Raw genomic sequence first — 17,765 nt, forward strand, 5'->3', positions numbered from 1 at the left:
CTCCTATTTGTTTTTTAGCTTAGTTTGTTTCTTAGTACCATTGGTAGAATCCCTTGATTTCGGTAATAATCGATCTCTGTTTCTGACTCAAATCTTGCACGTACTTTAAATCCAGTCACATCGCCATTTGGGCTTGTCGCGCTAACACTAATGATGTCATTTGGTTTGATCGAGTCATCGATAATGAAGTCAAAGCTTTCCTCGCCAGTCAATCCTAAACTATCTGCATCCTGTCCCTCAATAAATTGAAGTGGTAAAACGCCCATCATCAATAGATTCGAACGATGGATTCGTTCAAAACTTTTAGCGATCACTGTATTCACACCAAGCAGCCGAACACCTTTCGCTGCCCAATCTCTAGAAGAACCCATGCCATAGTCTTCTCCAGCTAAGATAAGCAAACCAACATCCTCTTTAAGATATTTTTCACTTGCATCAAATATCGTCAAGATCTCTCCAGTTGGAAAATGTTTTGTATATCCGCCTTCTTTCCCATCGGCTAATTCATTACGTAATCGAATGTTATTCAGTGTTCCGCGTACCATCACTTCGTGATTGCCGCGTCGACTGCCGTAAGAGTTAAAAGCTTGAGGTCGCACACCGTGTTCTGTCAAATATTTACCCGCAGGTGACTGTAACGGAATCGAGCCCACTGGAGAAAGGTGATCCGTCGTGATCGAATCGCCCAATTTAGCCAATACTCGTTGATTTTTTAAAGCTTGAATCGGCTGAGCTTGAGATTCCAGAGCTTCAAAATAAGGCGGATTGGCAATATAAGTCGATTTTTCATCCCATTCATAGGTCATCGATGGTGTTGTTTCAATATTGTTCCAGTGTTGATTTGAGTTGAACACAGAACCATATTCTTCTTTGTATAGGTCTGTTTTGACATAACGATTGATCAACTGTTCCACTTCTTCATTGCTCGGCATGATGTCTTTTAGATAGACTGGCGCACCTTCTGAATCAAAGCCTAATGGTTCTGTTGTCAGATCAACATTGACATTTCCGGCTAGAGCATAGGCAATCACTAAGTGCGGTGCTGCTAGATAGCCTGCTTTTACATCGGCATGGATACGTCCTTCAAAATTACGATTGCCGCTGAGGACAGCTGAAACAAGTAAATTTTCATCTTGGATCACTTGGCTGATCGTTTCATCCAGTGGTCCAGAGTTTCCAACACAGGTCATACAGCCATAACCAATCACATCAAACCCTAGTTTTTCTAAGTACGGAAGTAATCCAGCATCTTCAAAGTAACGTGTTGCTACTTTTGAACCAGGCGACAATGATGTCTTCACGTATCGTTTCACTGATAACCCTTTTTCAACTGCTTTTTTTGCAAGTAGTCCTGCACTAAGCATGATGAACGGATTACTTGTATTTGTACAACTTGTGATCGAAGCAATAACGACTGCTCCTGTTTCGATCGTCTCTTGTGTACCATCTTCATAGTTGATCGTTGCTTGTTTCTTTTCTTCTCCTGCTGCTAAACCATACCCGCTGTTCCCATTAGGCTTCGTAAGCGAATCGATGAATCCTTGTTTGACTTTTGATAGCGGCACTAAATCTTGCGGACGTTTGGGCCCTGCTAAGCTTGGTTCGATGTCGCTTAGGTTCAATTCGATGATTTCTGTATAGTCTGCTTCTTTCGCAGCGTCATAAAATAGCTGATTTTCTTTTACATAGGCTTCAATGATCGCTCGTTGTTCAGGATCTCTTCCGCTGAAATCTAAATAGTTGAGTGTTTCTTGATCGATCGGGAAAAATCCGCAAGTTGCTCCATATTCAGGTGCCATATTTGCTACAACAGAACGATCCGATACAGTCAAATGAGCGAGACCTTCACCAAAGTATTCAATAAATTTTCCAACAACATTTTTTTCTCGTAATAGCTGCGTAAGCGTCAAAGCTAAATCTGTAGCAGTCGCGCCATTTTTAAGTGACCCAGTTAAACGAACACCAATAACATCAGGTGTCGTTAAGTAGCATGGCTGTCCTAACATTCCTGCCTCTGCTTCGATGCCGCCAACTCCCCAGCCTAGAACACCGAGTGCATTGATCATTGTTGTATGTGAATCTGTCCCCACTAAAGTATCTGGGAAAAGAAGGTTTTCGTTTTTAGTGTCTCTTTCCGTTACGACATCCACCAGATATTCTAAATTGACTTGGTGAACGATCCCGGTTGCCGGTGGAACCACTCTAAACGAATCAAAGGATTGCTCTGCCCATTTAAAGAAACTATAGCGTTCCATATTTCGCGCAAATTCCAGCTCTTCATTTTTCTGAAATGCTGTTTTTGAACCTGCAAAATCAACTTGAACTGAATGATCGATCACTAAATCAACAGGAATTTCTGGATTGATGATATTGGGATCCTGGCCAAAATCCTTCACCGCTTTTCTCAAAGAAGCTAAGTCTACGATCGCAGCTCCTCCAGTCAAATCTTGTAAAATAACTCGACCTGGTTTAAAAGGAATTTCGGTTTTTTGACTATTCGGTAAGTTCCAATCCACTAATTGATGAACGACTTTATCACCTTCCGCTGTTTCCTGACGTAAAATATTTTCCAGTAAAATTCTGATGGAATATGGCAGACGGGAAATATCGGCCCCCGTTTTTTCAGCCAATGCCTTTAAACTAAAAAAAGTGTACTCCTTGTTTTGAATTATTATTGTTCTTTTCATCGAGTGACCTCCAAAAAATGTTGTTTTAATATGAAAATACTTTATGATTGATAGTAAAGAAACAGATGAAAGGGGTATCTATTTCATGGAAATAAAAGATTTTGAGTATATTCGTGCAATTTTAGAATTTGAAAATTTGACCAAAGCAGCTGAATCTCTGTACATTACGCAGCCTTCTTTAAGCATGTATTTAAAAAATATGGAAGAGCGTCTAGGTTTTCAAGTGTTTCAGGTCATCGGTAAAAAATTTTCTTTGACCCTATTAGGTGAAGAATATCTAGCAGCCGGATTAAGCATCCTTGAAATCAAAGATAATTTCCAAAGTAAGCTGGAAACAATGTTGGAACAACGCTATGGTAAAATCCGATTAGCGATTCCTTTATTACGCAGTTCCTATTTGCTGCCTGAAATATTGCCTAAATTCAATACGCTTTACCCAAATGTTCAAATTGAATTGAGTGAGGATGCTTCTGTTGTTCTTGAGAAGAAAATACAAGATGGGCGTGCAGATATTATTATCATGAATAAACCTGACCGTTTCTTAAATATGGACTACGAAATCGTCCGTAGAGAAAAAATATTGCTGGCTGTTCCAAGATCATTTCTTACAGCAGATCTTCTTCCAGAAAAATCTCAACCCAAATATCCCTATTTTGATTTACGACAGCTTAAAGATGAGCGGTTTATTTTGCATTTTCCCAACCAAAGGACAGGTCAAATGGCCGAAAAAATTTTCCGCTATTATCAAATCAAACCCAAGAATGTATTTTACACAAAAAATATCGAAACAGCGCTCAATCTAACAGTTGCTGGATATGGAGTATCCTTCGTTTACGAAAACCATGTAGAACACCTGAATCTAAAAGAACGCCCCTATTTCTTTTCGATCAGCCAGCCAGATGAACATTTATTTTCTACAGAAGTGCTGATCGGTTATCGTAAAAATCGGATACTCCCACCCTATACACGTGAATTTATTGACCTTTGTAAAACATTAATTTAAAAATGGCAAAGGAATAGCCCCGGTCAAGATCGCGATCGCTAATTGAATGAAGTAGCTGGGGATTCCCCATTTTAAGTATTCTTTTTGGTAATCTCCAAAGCTGACTTCTGTACGATCAACTAATACGTAAAGGAACGCCACTAAAGGACTGGCAAAACGCACAGCTTGCCCGATCAGTGAAGCTACCCCAATATTTACTGGACTCGCGCCAAATGTGTACGCAATCGGTGCGATCACAGGCAAAATACCAAAGTAAAACGCATCATTCGGTAAGAAAAACAGCCCCGGTAAAGAAATCAACGCCAGTAAAAGAGGAATATAGCCGCCCATACTTTCAGGCAGTAAGGAAACGATATGCTGCGCAATTCCTTCACTCATTCCACTACCATTCAGCACACCCATAATAACACCTGCACCAAAAACTAAACTCACAGGTCCTAAAGCTTCTGAACCATTTGCCGTCAATCTTTGCGCTTGAAGCACAGGATTTTTGTAGTTAACGATCAATGCGATACTCGTTCCAACTAAGAAGAGTATTCCACCGTTGACAGTATCCAATATCAGTAACGCCATGATGAAAATCGTCAAAATAAAGTTGAACAGTAATAGTTTGGGCCGTTTCAAGCTCTCTGGATCTTCATCTAGAGAAGACATGATAGCCGTTAAATCTTCATCCGTGACAATACTTTTCTCTGCCGTATAGCCTAATCTTACACGCTCTTTTTTTCCGTAACTATAAGCCATATACGCTGTAAGGAACATCGCTCCGATCATTCCAGGAATCAAAGGTAAGAAAAATTCTTTAGGCCCAATATTCAGCACCGGCATGGCCCTAGCCATCGGTCCACTCCACGGCACTAAATTCATGATCGAATTAGGTATGGCAATCAATACTGCCAAGTAGAGCTGCCGCATCTTCATTTTTTTGAATAGAGATAAAACTGCTGCAGTAACGATCAATACAGTTGTTGTTCCGTCACCGTCTAAAGAAACGATCATCGAAATAACTGCTGTAGCTACACAAAGTCTAAGAGGATCTCCTTTTGCCCACTTGATCAAGACTTTACTTAACGGATCAAAAAGACCAACATCTAACATGATCGAGAAGTATAAAATAGCAAATAACAATAAAGTGATCGTCGGTGCGACACCTGATTTCACTTTGCCTCCGGCAAGTTGATAATATAACCCTTCATATATCCACTCAAATACATTTAAGAATGATTGCCCTGTATATCCCGCTGCAATAAACCCGAATGCCAATGGTACAAGAATCAGCCCTGCAAAAGGGGAGATTTTTTTCGAAAGTAATAGTGCCATAAATACAATAATCATCAAATATCCCAATAAAGCCAACATACTCTTTTCATCTCCTTTTTAATCTAAAAAAATACCGTACCCGTTAAAATCTTTCTTGCTGTTCTATAAGATGATATAGAACGAATGATTGCGTCACCTTCTTTTGGTTCTTCATAATCGATAGTAGTTTCGATCAAGCCATCGCCATGACCAAAGCATAATTTCGTTTGATGGTTCGACTGATTCTCTTTTTTAAGAAGCAGATTTGGAATCGTACCAGCTATCACACAAGCTGCTGCAGTACAAAGTGCGCCTGTCAAAGCAATCGTTTTGTGCGCTTTTTGCATACTCATCATTCGAACAGCTAAGTCGTAGCTATCTGATGGAATCGTTTCACCACTGACAGTTGTGTAGGTTCCAGCTTTACCCACTAAAGTCAGTTTAGGTACTCCCGGCGATTCTTTTGCGCTTTGATCTGCCGCTTTGACGAACCCTAGTTTTTCTGCTGCTGCTCCTCTGATTTTTTCCAGTAAAGCTAATCGGTCGTCACTACTATCTATTTCCGAAGCGCTTTCTTTTCCAGTCAAACCAACCCGATCTGCTTCTACAAAAACGAGAGGATTTGCTGCATCAATGATCGATACCTCTATTTCACCTAATCCTTCGATCGTTAATGTATCTACTACATTGCCCGTTGGTAATAGTTTTCCAGTCATTGAACCAGCAGGATCAATAAATTCCAACTCGATTTTTAATCCGCTCCCAGGTACTCCAGATATTTTGAAGTCGCCTTCATAACTTAATTTTCCGTCGGGCGTAGGAATATGCTCATAGATCACTTTCTTTGTATTCGTGTTATATACTTTAACGGTCGTTATCGGATCAGTCGTTTTTACTAAACCGCTTTCAATTGCGAATACACCAACAGCTGAAGAAATATTTCCGCAATTCCCAGCGTAAGAGACGATCGGCTTATCGATCGCTACTTGAGCGAATGTATAATTTACATCCCACGCTTCTTTTTCTTCAGGTGAGATGATGGCAACCTTACTTGTAGTAGAAACAGCTCCACCTAAGCCATCAATTTGTCTTACATCCGGACTGCCCATTATCTTAAGAAGAACATCATCATAGTTTTCACCAAATTCAGCTAAGTCCTTTTCAAATAAAAAGACACCTTTACTCGTCCCTCCTCTATAAATACTACAATCGATTTTTTTCAATACTATCACTCCTATCTGACATCATTATATGTTTGAAAGAATCCGAAGTACAATCAATGTTTTTGATAATAACCATCAGTGATACTTATTATCAGTTACCGATAGATCAGCGATCAAAAAACAGGCAAGTTTCATTTAATTAAGAAACCTGCCTGTCGTTATTTACAATAAATCATCTATTTACGCTTCTACTATCTCTTTTGCTTTAGCTTTTTTCATTTGACTATAGCAAATGTTCAAAACTAGTCCGATACAAGCAACAACAATTGCAACATAAAACGCATTGGTAAAGCTACCGCCGCTAGCTGAAGCCATACTAACTGCTACTCTCGGTGCAAAAAAAGCAGCTGTAGAGTAACCAATAAATACTATACCGTAATTGACTCCTTGATTGACGGGACCATAATTTTCCATAACAATCGGCGGAAAAACACCCATCACACCGCCAAAACATAATCCTAATGCAATAATTCCAATAGCAAATCCTAGCTGACTCGATAAGACAGTCAATACGATCAACGCCGCAATGATCACACTTAAAATAATATTCAATGTCTTATTTCGACCTAATTTATCAGAGACAGTTCCCCACAAAACGCGGCCAGCACAATTGCTCAATGAATATAAGCTTACATAAAAGGCGGCAGTTCCTGCACTCAAGCCAAACATCTGCTGCCCGATCACAGAAGCATTTGAAGCGATCATTAAACCAGAAAACGCTCCAGTGCATAACATAAAGAAAATCAAATAAAAATAAGGAGAGCGCAGCATTTGTTTCCAATTTTTATTGATCATTTTCCCACCACGCATCATTTCAGATGGTGTAAAGCCTTCAGGTACATAATTTGCGGGAGCCGTCTTAATGAAAAAACTGGCGATCACGATAACGATGATATAGGCAATCCCTAATGATCGAAATGCATAAAATACATCGTTGTTTTCGATAAAATAGTTACCTATCGGAGCAGCTATGATCGCTACTCCACCCATTCCCGCCGTAATAATCCCTGAAGCTAAACCTTTTTTATCCGGAAATAGCTTGATCGTATTACTAAGACAACCAGAATAGGCTAAGCCTTGACCAAAGCCGCCAATAAGTCCGTAAGTCAAATACAGCATTCCTGTACTTGTCACAAAACCAGTCAATAAGAAACCTAATCCAAATAATACGCCGCCAATAACGATCGCCCACTTGGCTAATCCTTTATCTGTAAGAAATCCGCCAAAAATCATAGGAATCGGACCTATCGCTGCATTTATCGTAAAAGCAAGCATGATCTCAGTCATCGTCCAGCCTTTTTCAACGCTTAACGGACCTGCAAAAACACTAAATGCATAGACTGCACCTGTACATAATAATACAGCTGTGGAAGCAATCAGCACTTGCCATCGATTTACTTTAGCATTCATTTTTACTCCTCCATATCTCTCATTAGGTTAGTCTGTCTGTGTATCTTTTAATGCTGTTTTTCCTGCAATTCGGCCAAATGTAAAGATATCTGTCAATGAATTTCCGCCCAATCGGTTGCCTGCGTGAATTCCTCCCGCTACTTCTCCAGCAGCATAAAGTCCCGGAATGATCTTTCCTGATTTATCTAAAACATGTGTTTCAGTGTCGATTTTTAGCCCGCCCATCGTATGATGCACTGCTGGTTTTCTTGGTGTAGCATAAAATGGCGCAACTGCTACTTTTAGATCAAATACATCTTTTCCAAATTCTGGATCGTTTCCTTGATCGACATAACGATTATAGTTATCAATAGTTTCTACAAATACAGCAGGGTCCATGCCAAGTTGTTCAGCTAATCCTTCTAATGTGTCAGAACAGAACAAGGTTCCTGCCTCTACCTGACGATCGATTTTTTCTTGTGTCGTGTTGTATGCAGTCTTTTTGATTTCATCATCTGCGATCAAGTAAAACAGTCCGCCATTGTCGATCGCTGCTTGAGTCAAGGCATCTCGGCTGCCATATTCGTTCACAAAACGTTTTCCTTTTTGATTGACCATTACAAAGTTTTGCGGCGGTACCTGCAATCCACTAAACAAAGCTCCGGTTTCCGGATCAGAGACTGGCATCATCTGAGAAAAACCCATTCCAACAAGATCTGCACCAGCACTTTGGCCTAAAAGAATACCATCTCCTGTAATGGCTGGGGAATTGGATGTTTTGATGTCATCATCGATTTCGGTCCAGTAAGTATTGTACTCTTTCAGCATTTTCGTGTTTGCCCCAAATCCTCCAGAAGCCAGCACAACAGCATCGGCATGAACTGTTACGCTTTGACCGCCAGCTCCTGAACCAATGATTCCAGTAATCTTACCATTCTCAATAATCAGTTCATCTACAGCTGTATCTGTAATAATTGTTCCACCATTCGTTTCAACAAACGATTGAAGGGCTGAAACAAATGCATAGCCTTCGTTTTTCAACGGCTTATGTCCACGGCGCCACAATGCACCAACTGGCATAGTCACATCCTCTGCATCAAATTCAACACCGATCTCTTCTAACCATTTAACGGAATCAAGGGCTTGATCTGTAAGGATTTTTACTAGATCATACTGGCCATAGATCACATTTCCTTCTTGGTCTGTTCGTTTTCCTCCAAGATAGGTCTGCATCCGATGGAAAATTGCAGAATCGAATAAATAACCTGTTTTTCCTTTATTTTCATTTAGATAGGCGTCGATTTGTTGTTTCAGTAATCGGAAATCTTCTATATATTCTGGATCGATCGACTCTTCATCGATCTCAGCCATTTCTCTCAGCGTATGGCTTTCTCCTGAAATCGCCTCAAATGTATTTTGCCATTCTGGATCAGCAGCATTCATCGGACCACCTGTACGAACGGTATTTCCACCAACTGCTGGAAATTTTTCGACAACGATGACTTTCTTTCCTTCCTGAAGAACACTTGCTGCTGCAGCTAATCCAGCTCCACCAGCACCCACGACCACTACATCAGTTGTATATTCAGCATCTTCTGCTACAGTACTTGGTGCCTTTGGACGTTTTCTAAGAACATCTGGGTTTGCTCCAGCCATTTTGACCGCTTTTGCCACACCATCGATCACACCATTACTCGTTACAGAAGCACCAGAAAGTACATCGACATTCAATGTCTGTCCTTCCAAAATCTGTGTCGGAATCCTTGTAAACACGACATCTGCAATGCCTTCTGATTCTCCAGTCGTATCAATATCGATCGACTCGATTCGATCAGTCGTCAACGTAACGACCATCGGCAGATCACCATTATGTCCCGGCGCAGTAACCGTATAGTCTCCTGGTTCAAAAGTCACATCTTCTGGAACATTCAATAAATTAGCAATTTCTGTAAAGCGCATAAAACGCCAGAAACAGCTTTCCAAGAAATCGATCGTACGCTCCTCTTTGATATTTCCTTCCACATCAAACGCTTGATGCGCACGCCCCAGCAAGAATTCAGAGCCAGGCATGACAGTCGCATTGACTCCTGGAGCATCTAAAATTTGACGTAAATGAAGCTGTGCGCGAGAAGAACCTTGCACGTCATACGATGCTCCAACGATCATCACCGGCTTCCCGTCAAATGGATGAAGATTGAAAGATAACCACTCAAGGATGCTTTTAAGGGCTGAAGGAATGGAATGGTTATGTTCTGGAGTAGCAATGATGACACCATCTGCTTCGGTAATTTTACGGTTGAATTCCTGAATGATCTCACTATTTGATTGGTCATTTGTCTCATTAAACATTGGCACGTTTGTCAATTCTAAAATTTCAATCTCTGCTTTATTACTGAAATGCTTCTGCATAAACTGTAAAAGTAGACGATTATATGATTCTTGTGCATTTGTCCCTACGATCCCGATAAATTTCATGCTTTTTCTCCCCCATCAGCAAGTTGTTCCCATGTAAATTTTCTATTTTGTTCCGTTTTAAAGCGATGATCTTTGACAAGTTGATTGGTAATTGAGACGAATAAACAAAATTCTTCAAAACATTCGTCTAATTCTTTCACTTTTTCTGAATAAATCAACTCTCCATTTTCATCAAAAGCTTGTAGAGAATGTCCTAGTAAGAACTCTGAACCAGGCATGATTCTAGCTTTCAGCTCTGGTGCATCTAAAATTTGACGTAAATGAGCTTGAGCTCTTGAAGAACCGAGTGACCCATGTGAGGCACCGACCACCATCACAGGTTTATCGATCAAGGGTCTTGTTGTATACGAAAGCCATTCGATCAAACTTTTTAATACAGCAGGAATCGAATGATCATATTCTGGCGTACTGATGATCACCCCATCTGCCTCGTTGATTTTTTCTGATAATACTCTAATTCCTTCTGGAGCAACCTTATCCTTTGGTTCATTAAACGCTGGAAAATCACCGATTTCACAAATTTCGATCTCAGCAGTTTCTGAAAAATGATTACGCATAAATTGTAGTAATTTACGGTTTGTTGATTGAGCGGAATTTGTTCCTACGATCCCAATAAATTTCATAATATACCTTCTTCCTTATTGTGAAACATTGCACATAAAAACTCAAAAAAATAAATAGTAAAAGTCAGTCATTTCAAAATGAAATAAAAATCGGTATAAAACCAAGAGAATTCCGTAAGTAAACTGTTTTTATGTGTATTTCTGTTTCTATAAGCAGTGTAAATCAGAAAAAAACATTTGTGAAATATTTATTTAATTATCAAACTATAAGTATTTTGTTATAATAAAAAGAAAAAGATCTAGGAGTAAAAAATGACCTCTATTTATTCATCGAACATGCTGCAGTATCTCGATATGCTCTTAAAACATGGAAACTATACAAAAGCAGCCAAAGATCTGTATATTTCTCAGCCTTATCTTACGCAAACGATCAAAAAGGTCGAACTAGAATTAGAGATCGATATTATTAATCGACAAGCTTCACCGTTACAGTTGACCGAAGCCGGAAAAGTTTATTATCACTATTTGCAATCGCTAGAAACAGAGCAGGACCGCTTTCGAAAAAAAATTTCAGCTTATGCTCCACAAGAACAGACCGTTATTCGAATTGGGGTTTTATCCAGTTTAGGGACCTATCTATTGCCTTTGTTTCTCCCCGACTTCTTAAAAAAGCATCCTGAAATCAGCATTCAGATCATCGAGTCTGTACCCGAACAAACTGAAGAAAAAATTATTGCTAAGGAGCTTGATTTTTTTATAGGGCAAAATCCAGAGTCGATTTCACCAAAGCTTACTGTTTATAGTAAAGGACCACACGGGTATTATGCAGTCATTCCTAAAACATCGAAGCTATATCAAAAAAATCAGACCGTACTTAAACCAAATACACTTTCGATCAAACAATTACTCCAAGAACCGCTGATTTTAACGACACGCGGCTCAGCAATCAGACGTCAAATAGATTATTTATTACAAAAATTCAAAATCAAGCCGGCGATTCTCTTAGAAAGCAATAATATTTTTACTATTTTAGAGCTAGCTAAACAAAGTGTGGGTTTGACTTTCATTCCTGAAAGTGTTCGTATTTCTAAATTAGATGGCCCTTATAACATTTATTCTATGCCTTTAGAACTCTTGTCACTAGACTATTTCATCGCTCATTCCGCTGATAAAACGATGCGTCCGATCGAAAAAGAACTAGTCGATTGCTTTTTAGATCAGTTAGCTATCGATTTAAAGACAAAATAAAAAGACCAGAACATAACTAGATATTGACAGTTAAATGCTAAAACGAAAGCTTTAACATTTGATTGTCAATATACTTAACGAGTGATGATCTGGTCTTTTGAATGACAGATCAACGATCCATCCTCTAAGATATTACGTGTTCGAGTACTCCAGTTAATCCTTGTGTATGTGCCATACGGCCATCCGTCGTGATGACTAAGCCTTCTATTTCTTTTTGCCGCGAAAGAAAAGCAATCACTTCTGCTGCTCTTTTTCCATATAAACGCGTTGTCCAAATTTCGCCATCCAGTGATAGCTTTGAAACGATCGTTAAACTAGCAAGATCCGTTTCAATGGGATAGCCTGTCTCACTGCTAAAGATATGATGATAATTTTTTCCTTGCCATTCAAATTTCCGTTCATAAATTCCTGAAGTCACGACTGACTGATCTTTGATTTTGAGCACTGCCGCATGATTTCCTCGCGGTAAAAATGGATTTTGAAGCCCAATTCGCCAATATCCATCCTCATGATGAGGTGATTCTCCAAATGTCAGAACATTGCCTCCTAGATCAATAAAAGCTGCTTTTGCCCCTTCATTTTTAAAATGATGAATGATTTGATCCGCAAAATAGCCTTTAGCTAGAGCACCAAGGTCGATCGCCATACCGGAATTTTTAAGAAAGACAGTTGTTTCAGCTTCATTCAATTCGATATTTTTGGGATCGATCAAAGAGAGTAATGCCTCAATTCTTTTATCCGATGGATGAGCAGCATTGGAAAAACCGATCCGCCATTCCTGAACCATTGGACCAATAGCAATATTTAAAAAGCTATTTTCTGCTAAGCTGTGTTGTTTTCCGATTTTTATCAGCTCAAATAAGTCTAAATCTGTTCTTACTGGAGCAATCCCTGCTTGCTGATTGATCTTCATTAAATTAGAACTTGAATCATTTGCGCTAAACCGTTTTTCATAATCCATCAATCTTTTCTGTGCCTCTTTTAAGAGCACCTCAGGATTTTCATGCTGTACCCATATTTGGATCACAGTGCCCATTAAATGGATCGTACATTTCTCTTCCCTCACCCAATCCCTCTCTTCTTATGGTCAACTCACTAAATAGCAAAATAGTGAAAACAACTTCATTTTAGACTTCACCTTTTTAACTAGTAAAAGTATACTCTTTACATAAAAGTAGAGCAATAAATACTTATATCTATCAATTTCATAAAAATTATATGTTTAGTATATCTCTTATTAAATAAACTTCAGGAAAATAATCAAAAAACAGGATTTTTTTTATTAAAAATGACTTTCCCAGCGTCTTTTCTCATGATATATTAATATTGTAAATATGTTGTTCTATCGTTTCGTATAAAAAAGGAGGAAATTATGAAAAAGAAGATGTTAGGGATTTTCTTTGGTTTTGTGATGATCGTCAGTACAGTCTGCTCAATCGATACTGTAAGCGCTACACCTATTGACAACGTAACTTATACTGTCCATGGACAGGACTATGGTTGGCAAAAACAAGTATCTAACGGAACTATGGCTGGCTCAACTGGTAAAAACAAGCGGTTGGAAGCTATGAAACTCAATGTTACTGGTGACGGCGGCATCACATACCAATTACATGGACAAGACTATGGCTGGCAAAGCTGGAAAAAAGATGGCGAGCTAGGTGGAAGTACAGGTACTGGAAAAAGAGTCGAAGCTCTTAAAATTCAATTAACTGGTAATCTTAAAAATAAATATGATATTTATTATCGAGTTCATGGACAAGATTATGGCTGGCAGGAATGGAAACGAAATGGCGAGCTTGCTGGCACAACGGGCAAAAAGAAAAAGGTAGAAGCAATAGAAATTCGTCTAGTTGCTAAGACTCCACAGGTTTACTACTCTGCTCATGGTCAAGACTACGGTTGGCAAAGTCAAGTGGGTGATGGTATCACTGCTGGTACAACTGGAAAAAATAAACGTGTGGAAGCATTAAAAATCAATACAACTGGTGATGGTGGTATCAGCTATCAAGTCCACGGACAGGACTATGGTTGGCAGACTTGGAAAAGCGATGGTGCCCTTGGCGGTACTTCCGGACAAAAAAAGCGCGTAGAAGCCATTAAGATTGAATTAACCGGGAATTTAAAGCAAACACATGATGTCTACTATCGAGTCCACGGACAAGATTATGGCTGGCAAGGTTGGAAGAAAAATGCTGAACTAGCCGGCAGTATTGGACAAAAGAAAAAGTTAGAAGCCATTGAGATCAAACTTGTTGAAAAAGAAACGATTCCTGTTACTGAAATCGACATGAGCGTCACGAAAGCAAACTTGATCGTTGGTGAAAAAACAACCGCACCTGCTTTTGTCTACCCTAGAAATGCGACAGATAAGTCTATCACATACAGCAGCAGTAACCCTGCTATCGCGACGATCGATCAGCTAGGCAACATCACAGCTGTTGGGGTAGGTTCTACAACGATCACAGCAACGTCTCACAACGGGATCAAAAAAAGTCAAACCGTAACGGTGAGCGCAAAATCAACACTCACATTTAATTACAAAGATACAGATAACAACGTTCTTCAATCTACAACTAGCGACACACAAGCAGTCGGCACAACCAAAACATATAATGCACCATCGATCAAAGGTTATACGGCGCAAGAGCCAAGTTCCCAAACAATAACTTTTACAGAAAATGATCAGCAAGCAACATTTATCTATAAGAAAAACGAAGTAGTTATGCATACGCTTACGATCAATTATGTTTACAATAACAATACCATGATTCGATTACCTGAGATCATTGAAATTCCAGAAGGCGAAACGTATACTGCTATTGCCCCTGAATTTGATGAATGTACACTCAAAGGGGATACGTCTCAAACAATTACGAATATGAGTGCCGACCAAAGCATCACTTTCACCTATCAGATGACTTTGAAAACTGCGGGTGAACAAAATATCGAACTGGTTCTAGCCTACTTGATCAATCAATATCGATTAGAGAACGGAAAAGCTGAAATGACTCATGATGCTCTTTATCAATTAGGCAACAGAAATCGAGCAAGAGAGTTATCAACGTCGTTTACTCCCCTTCGTCCAGATGGCAGATCGTTTAAGACGGTGATTCAGGAAACTGGGATCGATATGGCGAAACATAACCCAACAGTCCAAGCTATTGGAAACATGACTGATGTAGGTAAGCCTGTTGCCTCAGGACATGCCGAAGATATGGCGAAAGAGATCCTTGATTTTTGGAAGAATGATCCAACAGATAATGCTGCCCTTCTTGCAGAAGAGCTCAATGAATTTTCAGTGGGTGTCTATCTTTTACCGACAAATGATTTAGGGGCTCATTCAATGTACTTTGTGTTTATAGGTGGAGTTGGAGAATAAATTTCCATATTTTTATTTAACTGGAAAATGGAATGAAATCTTTTAATTTTACAGATAAAAAGAATCATTTCGTAATTTTTTAAATACGTACAGGTGGATCACTTTAGTAAAGTTGCTTATCTTTAAGATAACTTAATTACAGTGGTCCATTAATGTCTAACAAAATATATATTAACGATAGTTTAAAATAATTTTTTTAATATTCAAGTAGAAAAGTTTAGATAGTATGTGTAAGATTATTACGAGGAAAATACAACTTTACGATGATAATATTCGAATTTCTGTCGCTATAGTATCAACACACCAATGAAAATGAACACCTTAAAGTTAAAATTTAAATTCTTTATGTCAAACGATATGTTATAATTTATTCAATGGAATATTTCATATTAAGTATCATCATTATCTTTTTAGCTATTATTACGAATCTATAAAATATAAATTCAAATTTGAAATCGTGGAGGTTGTGCTATGGGTATTCTGGATTTTCTAAAGATAAATTCAATTAGACAGGAAAATGAAAATTTAAATAAGCAACTTGAATCGTTAAAAAATGAAAAAATGTCTTTCGAACAAATGAGTACTCTTGAATTACAAGAAAATATACTAAACAAAAAATCTACACTAAAGCTATTAGAAAACAGAATTCAAGAATTAAACACTGAACAATTAAAACTAGAACAATACATAAATGAGAAAAAAATTCAAATTGCTAATATTGAAAAAGAACTAATAAGTAGTTCTGAATATATTGAAATGGAAAGTTTTGGACTATATAAGCCTAGATATGATTTCGCGAGTTCTATTGGCTATAAAGAACGATTAGAAACTGTAAGACAATTACAAAAAATAATGATAAAAGAAAAAACTGCAGTACATTATTTTGAAGATTGGACAGTTGACGGGAGCAAAGCTAAAGGACGTAAAATGACTAATGACAATATTAAACTAATACTACGTTCTTTTAACAATGAATGTGAAGCATCAATTAATAAAATAAAGTACAATAATTTGACCAATGCAGAAAAAAGAATTTATAAATCATTTGAGCAATTAAATAAACTAAATCAATCAGTAAGAGTTTCACTGAGCGATCAGTATCTCGACCTTAAAATTCAAGAATTGCATTTAGCTTATGAATATGAACAAAAGAAGCAAGAAGAAAAAGAAGAGTTACGTGAACAGCGCGAACGTGAGCGTGAAGAAAAAGCTCTGCAAAAGGAAATACTTAACAAGAAAAAAGTAATTGACAAAGATATACAACACTATGAAAAGATGATTAAAGAACTGCAAACTAAAATATTAAGTAGCGAATTAGATGAAGAAAAACACAGTATAAATCTACAGATTGCGGATCTTGAACTACAGATATCAGAAAAAGACAAAGAAAAATCTGAATTAGATTATCGTAATGCACATGCTTCAGCAGGTTATGTTTATATTATAAGCAATATAGGTGCATTTGGTAAAGATGTAGTGAAAATTGGCGTAACACGTCGACTCGAACCTTTAGAGCGGATCAGTGAACTTAGTAGTGCATCTGTTCCTTTCAAATTTGATGTTCATGCACTTATTTTTAGTTACGAAGCTTATCAATTAGAAGCTGAGCTACATGCTTATTTTCAAGACTATAGAATAAATAAAGTCAACAGTCGAAAAGAATTTTTTAAAGTATCCATTGATATGATAGAAAACAAACTTTCTGAGTTTAAAAATTTGACTATTGACTTCCAAAAAGTAGCAGACGCAGAAGAATATCGCCAATCTCAAGCTTTCAATAAATAATTGCTAAGTTTGTTTCTTGAAGGCGAAGCATATAAAAACTTTTTTTACTTATCCTTCAAGGATCCTACTAAAAATAGTAAAAGCGAAGAAAAATAAGTTAGGTACATTCTATATATAAAAAAAGACGGATAAACCAGAGCTTTACAGCATCGATTTATCCGTCTTTTAATTAGTGCCAGCTGCAGGGATCGAACCTGTGACCTATGCGTTACGAGTGCATTGCTCTACCAACTGAGCTAAGCTGGCGACACAAACAAAATTATAAAACGAATCTGTTTTTTTGTAAAGTCTTTGGATGTATTTTCTTCAAAAATCAGACTTGTGAATTTTTTCTTCAAATGTGGTATAATAGAAGTAGTTAAGAAAGGAAGTTTTTTATAAATGTCTAATTTCGGTAACTTTAATCGCCCTGTCGTGCCTTCTTCTGAAGGGGAATTATTCACTGTTGATACTCAAGTCACTTTCTTGATGCATGGCCAACAACAAACTGGAATCATCACTAAGCAACTTAGTAATTCCGCTGTTGTAGAAATTGATGAAAACTCTGATAACACTGACTTGATGGTCAAAAGCAACGGAGTCATCGTCATCAATTACAAAAAATTACAAAAAGTCTAACTACTTCCATCCAAACAATCTTGGATGGATTTTTTTTCATAAAAAAAACCATAACAGATGTTGTAAATAAAACGAATCTGCTATGGTTTATTT

12 protein-coding genes and 1 tRNA gene are annotated in these 17,765 nt (G+C 38.0%); 5 read left to right on the forward strand and 8 right to left on the reverse strand.

Annotation, left to right across the window (positions count from 1 at the left end; all coding sequences use genetic code 11):
- Positions 1-14 precede the first annotated feature (14 nt).
- Complete coding sequence (acnA, locus tag H3T55_RS00095) at positions 15-2,687, reverse strand: aconitate hydratase AcnA (RefSeq protein WP_225533207.1); 2,673 nt, start codon at positions 2,685-2,687, stop codon at positions 15-17.
- Between the two features lie 85 nt (positions 2,688-2,772).
- On the opposite strand from acnA, the gene H3T55_RS00100 reads away from it, so the two are divergent.
- A complete protein-coding gene (locus H3T55_RS00100; protein ID WP_225533206.1) occupies positions 2,773-3,690 on the forward strand; it encodes a LysR family transcriptional regulator in 918 nt (305 codons plus the stop codon).
- On the opposite strand, the gene H3T55_RS00105 is transcribed toward H3T55_RS00100, so the two are convergent.
- The 5 genes from H3T55_RS00105 to H3T55_RS00125 all read right to left on the reverse strand — a co-directional run bounded on the left by H3T55_RS00105 (position 3,682) and on the right by H3T55_RS00125 (position 10,699).
- Positions 3,682-5,049: a CitMHS family transporter gene (locus tag H3T55_RS00105; RefSeq protein WP_225533205.1), complete on the reverse strand. Its 1,368-nt coding sequence runs from the start codon at positions 5,047-5,049 to the stop codon at positions 3,682-3,684. The two genes, H3T55_RS00100 and H3T55_RS00105, sit on opposite strands and share 9 nt — an antisense overlap.
- Positions 5,050-5,072: 23 nt before the next feature.
- Positions 5,073-6,221, reverse strand: coding sequence for a 2-methylaconitate cis-trans isomerase PrpF family protein (locus H3T55_RS00110; RefSeq protein WP_225533204.1), 1,149 nt, complete (start codon positions 6,219-6,221; stop codon positions 5,073-5,075).
- A 171-nt stretch (positions 6,222-6,392) separates the two neighbouring features.
- Positions 6,393-7,622, reverse strand: a complete 1,230-nt coding sequence (locus H3T55_RS00115) for an OFA family MFS transporter (protein ID WP_225533203.1) — start codon at positions 7,620-7,622, stop codon at positions 6,393-6,395.
- A 27-nt stretch (positions 7,623-7,649) separates the two neighbouring features.
- Positions 7,650-10,076 (reverse strand): flavocytochrome c, encoded by a 2,427-nt coding sequence (locus tag H3T55_RS00120; RefSeq protein ID WP_225533202.1) that lies wholly within the window; start codon positions 10,074-10,076, stop codon positions 7,650-7,652.
- Positions 10,073-10,699 (reverse strand): NADPH-dependent FMN reductase, encoded by a 627-nt coding sequence (locus tag H3T55_RS00125; protein WP_225533201.1) that lies wholly within the window; start codon positions 10,697-10,699, stop codon positions 10,073-10,075. The genes H3T55_RS00120 and H3T55_RS00125 overlap by 4 nt, the downstream gene beginning before the upstream one ends.
- 252 nt (positions 10,700-10,951) lie before the next feature.
- On the opposite strand from H3T55_RS00125, the gene H3T55_RS00130 reads away from it, so the two are divergent.
- On the forward strand, positions 10,952-11,887 hold the full coding sequence (locus tag H3T55_RS00130) for a LysR family transcriptional regulator (protein WP_225533200.1): 936 nt from the start codon (positions 10,952-10,954) through the stop codon (positions 11,885-11,887).
- Between the two features lie 124 nt (positions 11,888-12,011).
- Here the strand turns inward: H3T55_RS00130 and H3T55_RS00135 are convergent, their stop codons facing one another.
- Complete coding sequence (locus H3T55_RS00135) at positions 12,012-12,953, reverse strand: FAD:protein FMN transferase (protein ID WP_412523556.1); 942 nt, start codon at positions 12,951-12,953, stop codon at positions 12,012-12,014.
- A 306-nt stretch (positions 12,954-13,259) separates the two neighbouring features.
- On the opposite strand from H3T55_RS00135, the gene H3T55_RS00140 reads away from it, so the two are divergent.
- Positions 13,260-15,269, forward strand: coding sequence for an Ig-like domain-containing protein (locus H3T55_RS00140; protein WP_225533199.1), 2,010 nt, complete (start codon positions 13,260-13,262; stop codon positions 15,267-15,269).
- Positions 15,270-15,740: 471 nt separating this feature from the next.
- Entirely contained in the window at positions 15,741-17,054 is a 1,314-nt protein-coding gene (locus tag H3T55_RS00145; RefSeq protein WP_225533198.1) for a DUF4041 domain-containing protein, read from the forward strand.
- A gap of 173 nt (positions 17,055-17,227) precedes the next feature.
- Here the strand turns inward: H3T55_RS00145 and H3T55_RS00150 are convergent.
- A tRNA-Thr gene (locus H3T55_RS00150) sits at positions 17,228-17,300 on the reverse strand.
- A 135-nt stretch (positions 17,301-17,435) separates the two neighbouring features.
- Here H3T55_RS00150 and H3T55_RS00155 point away from each other — a divergent pair.
- Positions 17,436-17,672, forward strand: coding sequence for a hypothetical protein (locus tag H3T55_RS00155; protein WP_087639801.1), 237 nt, complete (start codon positions 17,436-17,438; stop codon positions 17,670-17,672).
- Positions 17,673-17,765: the final 93 nt, after the last annotated feature.

Source organism: Enterococcus sp. S22(2020) (genome assembly GCF_020295385.1).
In the GTDB taxonomy this organism is placed as follows: domain Bacteria; phylum Bacillota; class Bacilli; order Lactobacillales; family Enterococcaceae; genus Enterococcus_L; species Enterococcus_L dunnyi.

Coding starts and splice junctions, on each gene's coding strand:
- acnA (WP_225533207.1), bottom strand. CDS start 2,687: ATGAAAAGAACAATAATAATTCAAAACAAGGAGTACACTTTTTTTAGT.
- H3T55_RS00100 (WP_225533206.1), top strand. CDS start 2,773: ATGGAAATAAAAGATTTTGAGTATATTCGTGCAATTTTAGAATTTGAA.
- H3T55_RS00105 (WP_225533205.1), bottom strand. CDS start 5,049: ATGTTGGCTTTATTGGGATATTTGATGATTATTGTATTTATGGCACTA.
- H3T55_RS00115 (WP_225533203.1), bottom strand. CDS start 7,622: ATGAATGCTAAAGTAAATCGATGGCAAGTGCTGATTGCTTCCACAGCT.
- H3T55_RS00120 (WP_225533202.1), bottom strand. CDS start 10,076: ATGAAATTTATCGGGATCGTAGGGACAAATGCACAAGAATCATATAAT.
- H3T55_RS00125 (WP_225533201.1), bottom strand. CDS start 10,699: ATGAAATTTATTGGGATCGTAGGAACAAATTCCGCTCAATCAACAAAC.
- H3T55_RS00130 (WP_225533200.1), top strand. CDS start 10,952: ATGACCTCTATTTATTCATCGAACATGCTGCAGTATCTCGATATGCTC.
- H3T55_RS00140 (WP_225533199.1), top strand. CDS start 13,260: ATGAAAAAGAAGATGTTAGGGATTTTCTTTGGTTTTGTGATGATCGTC.
- H3T55_RS00145 (WP_225533198.1), top strand. CDS start 15,741: ATGGGTATTCTGGATTTTCTAAAGATAAATTCAATTAGACAGGAAAAT.
- H3T55_RS00155 (WP_087639801.1), top strand. CDS start 17,436: ATGTCTAATTTCGGTAACTTTAATCGCCCTGTCGTGCCTTCTTCTGAA.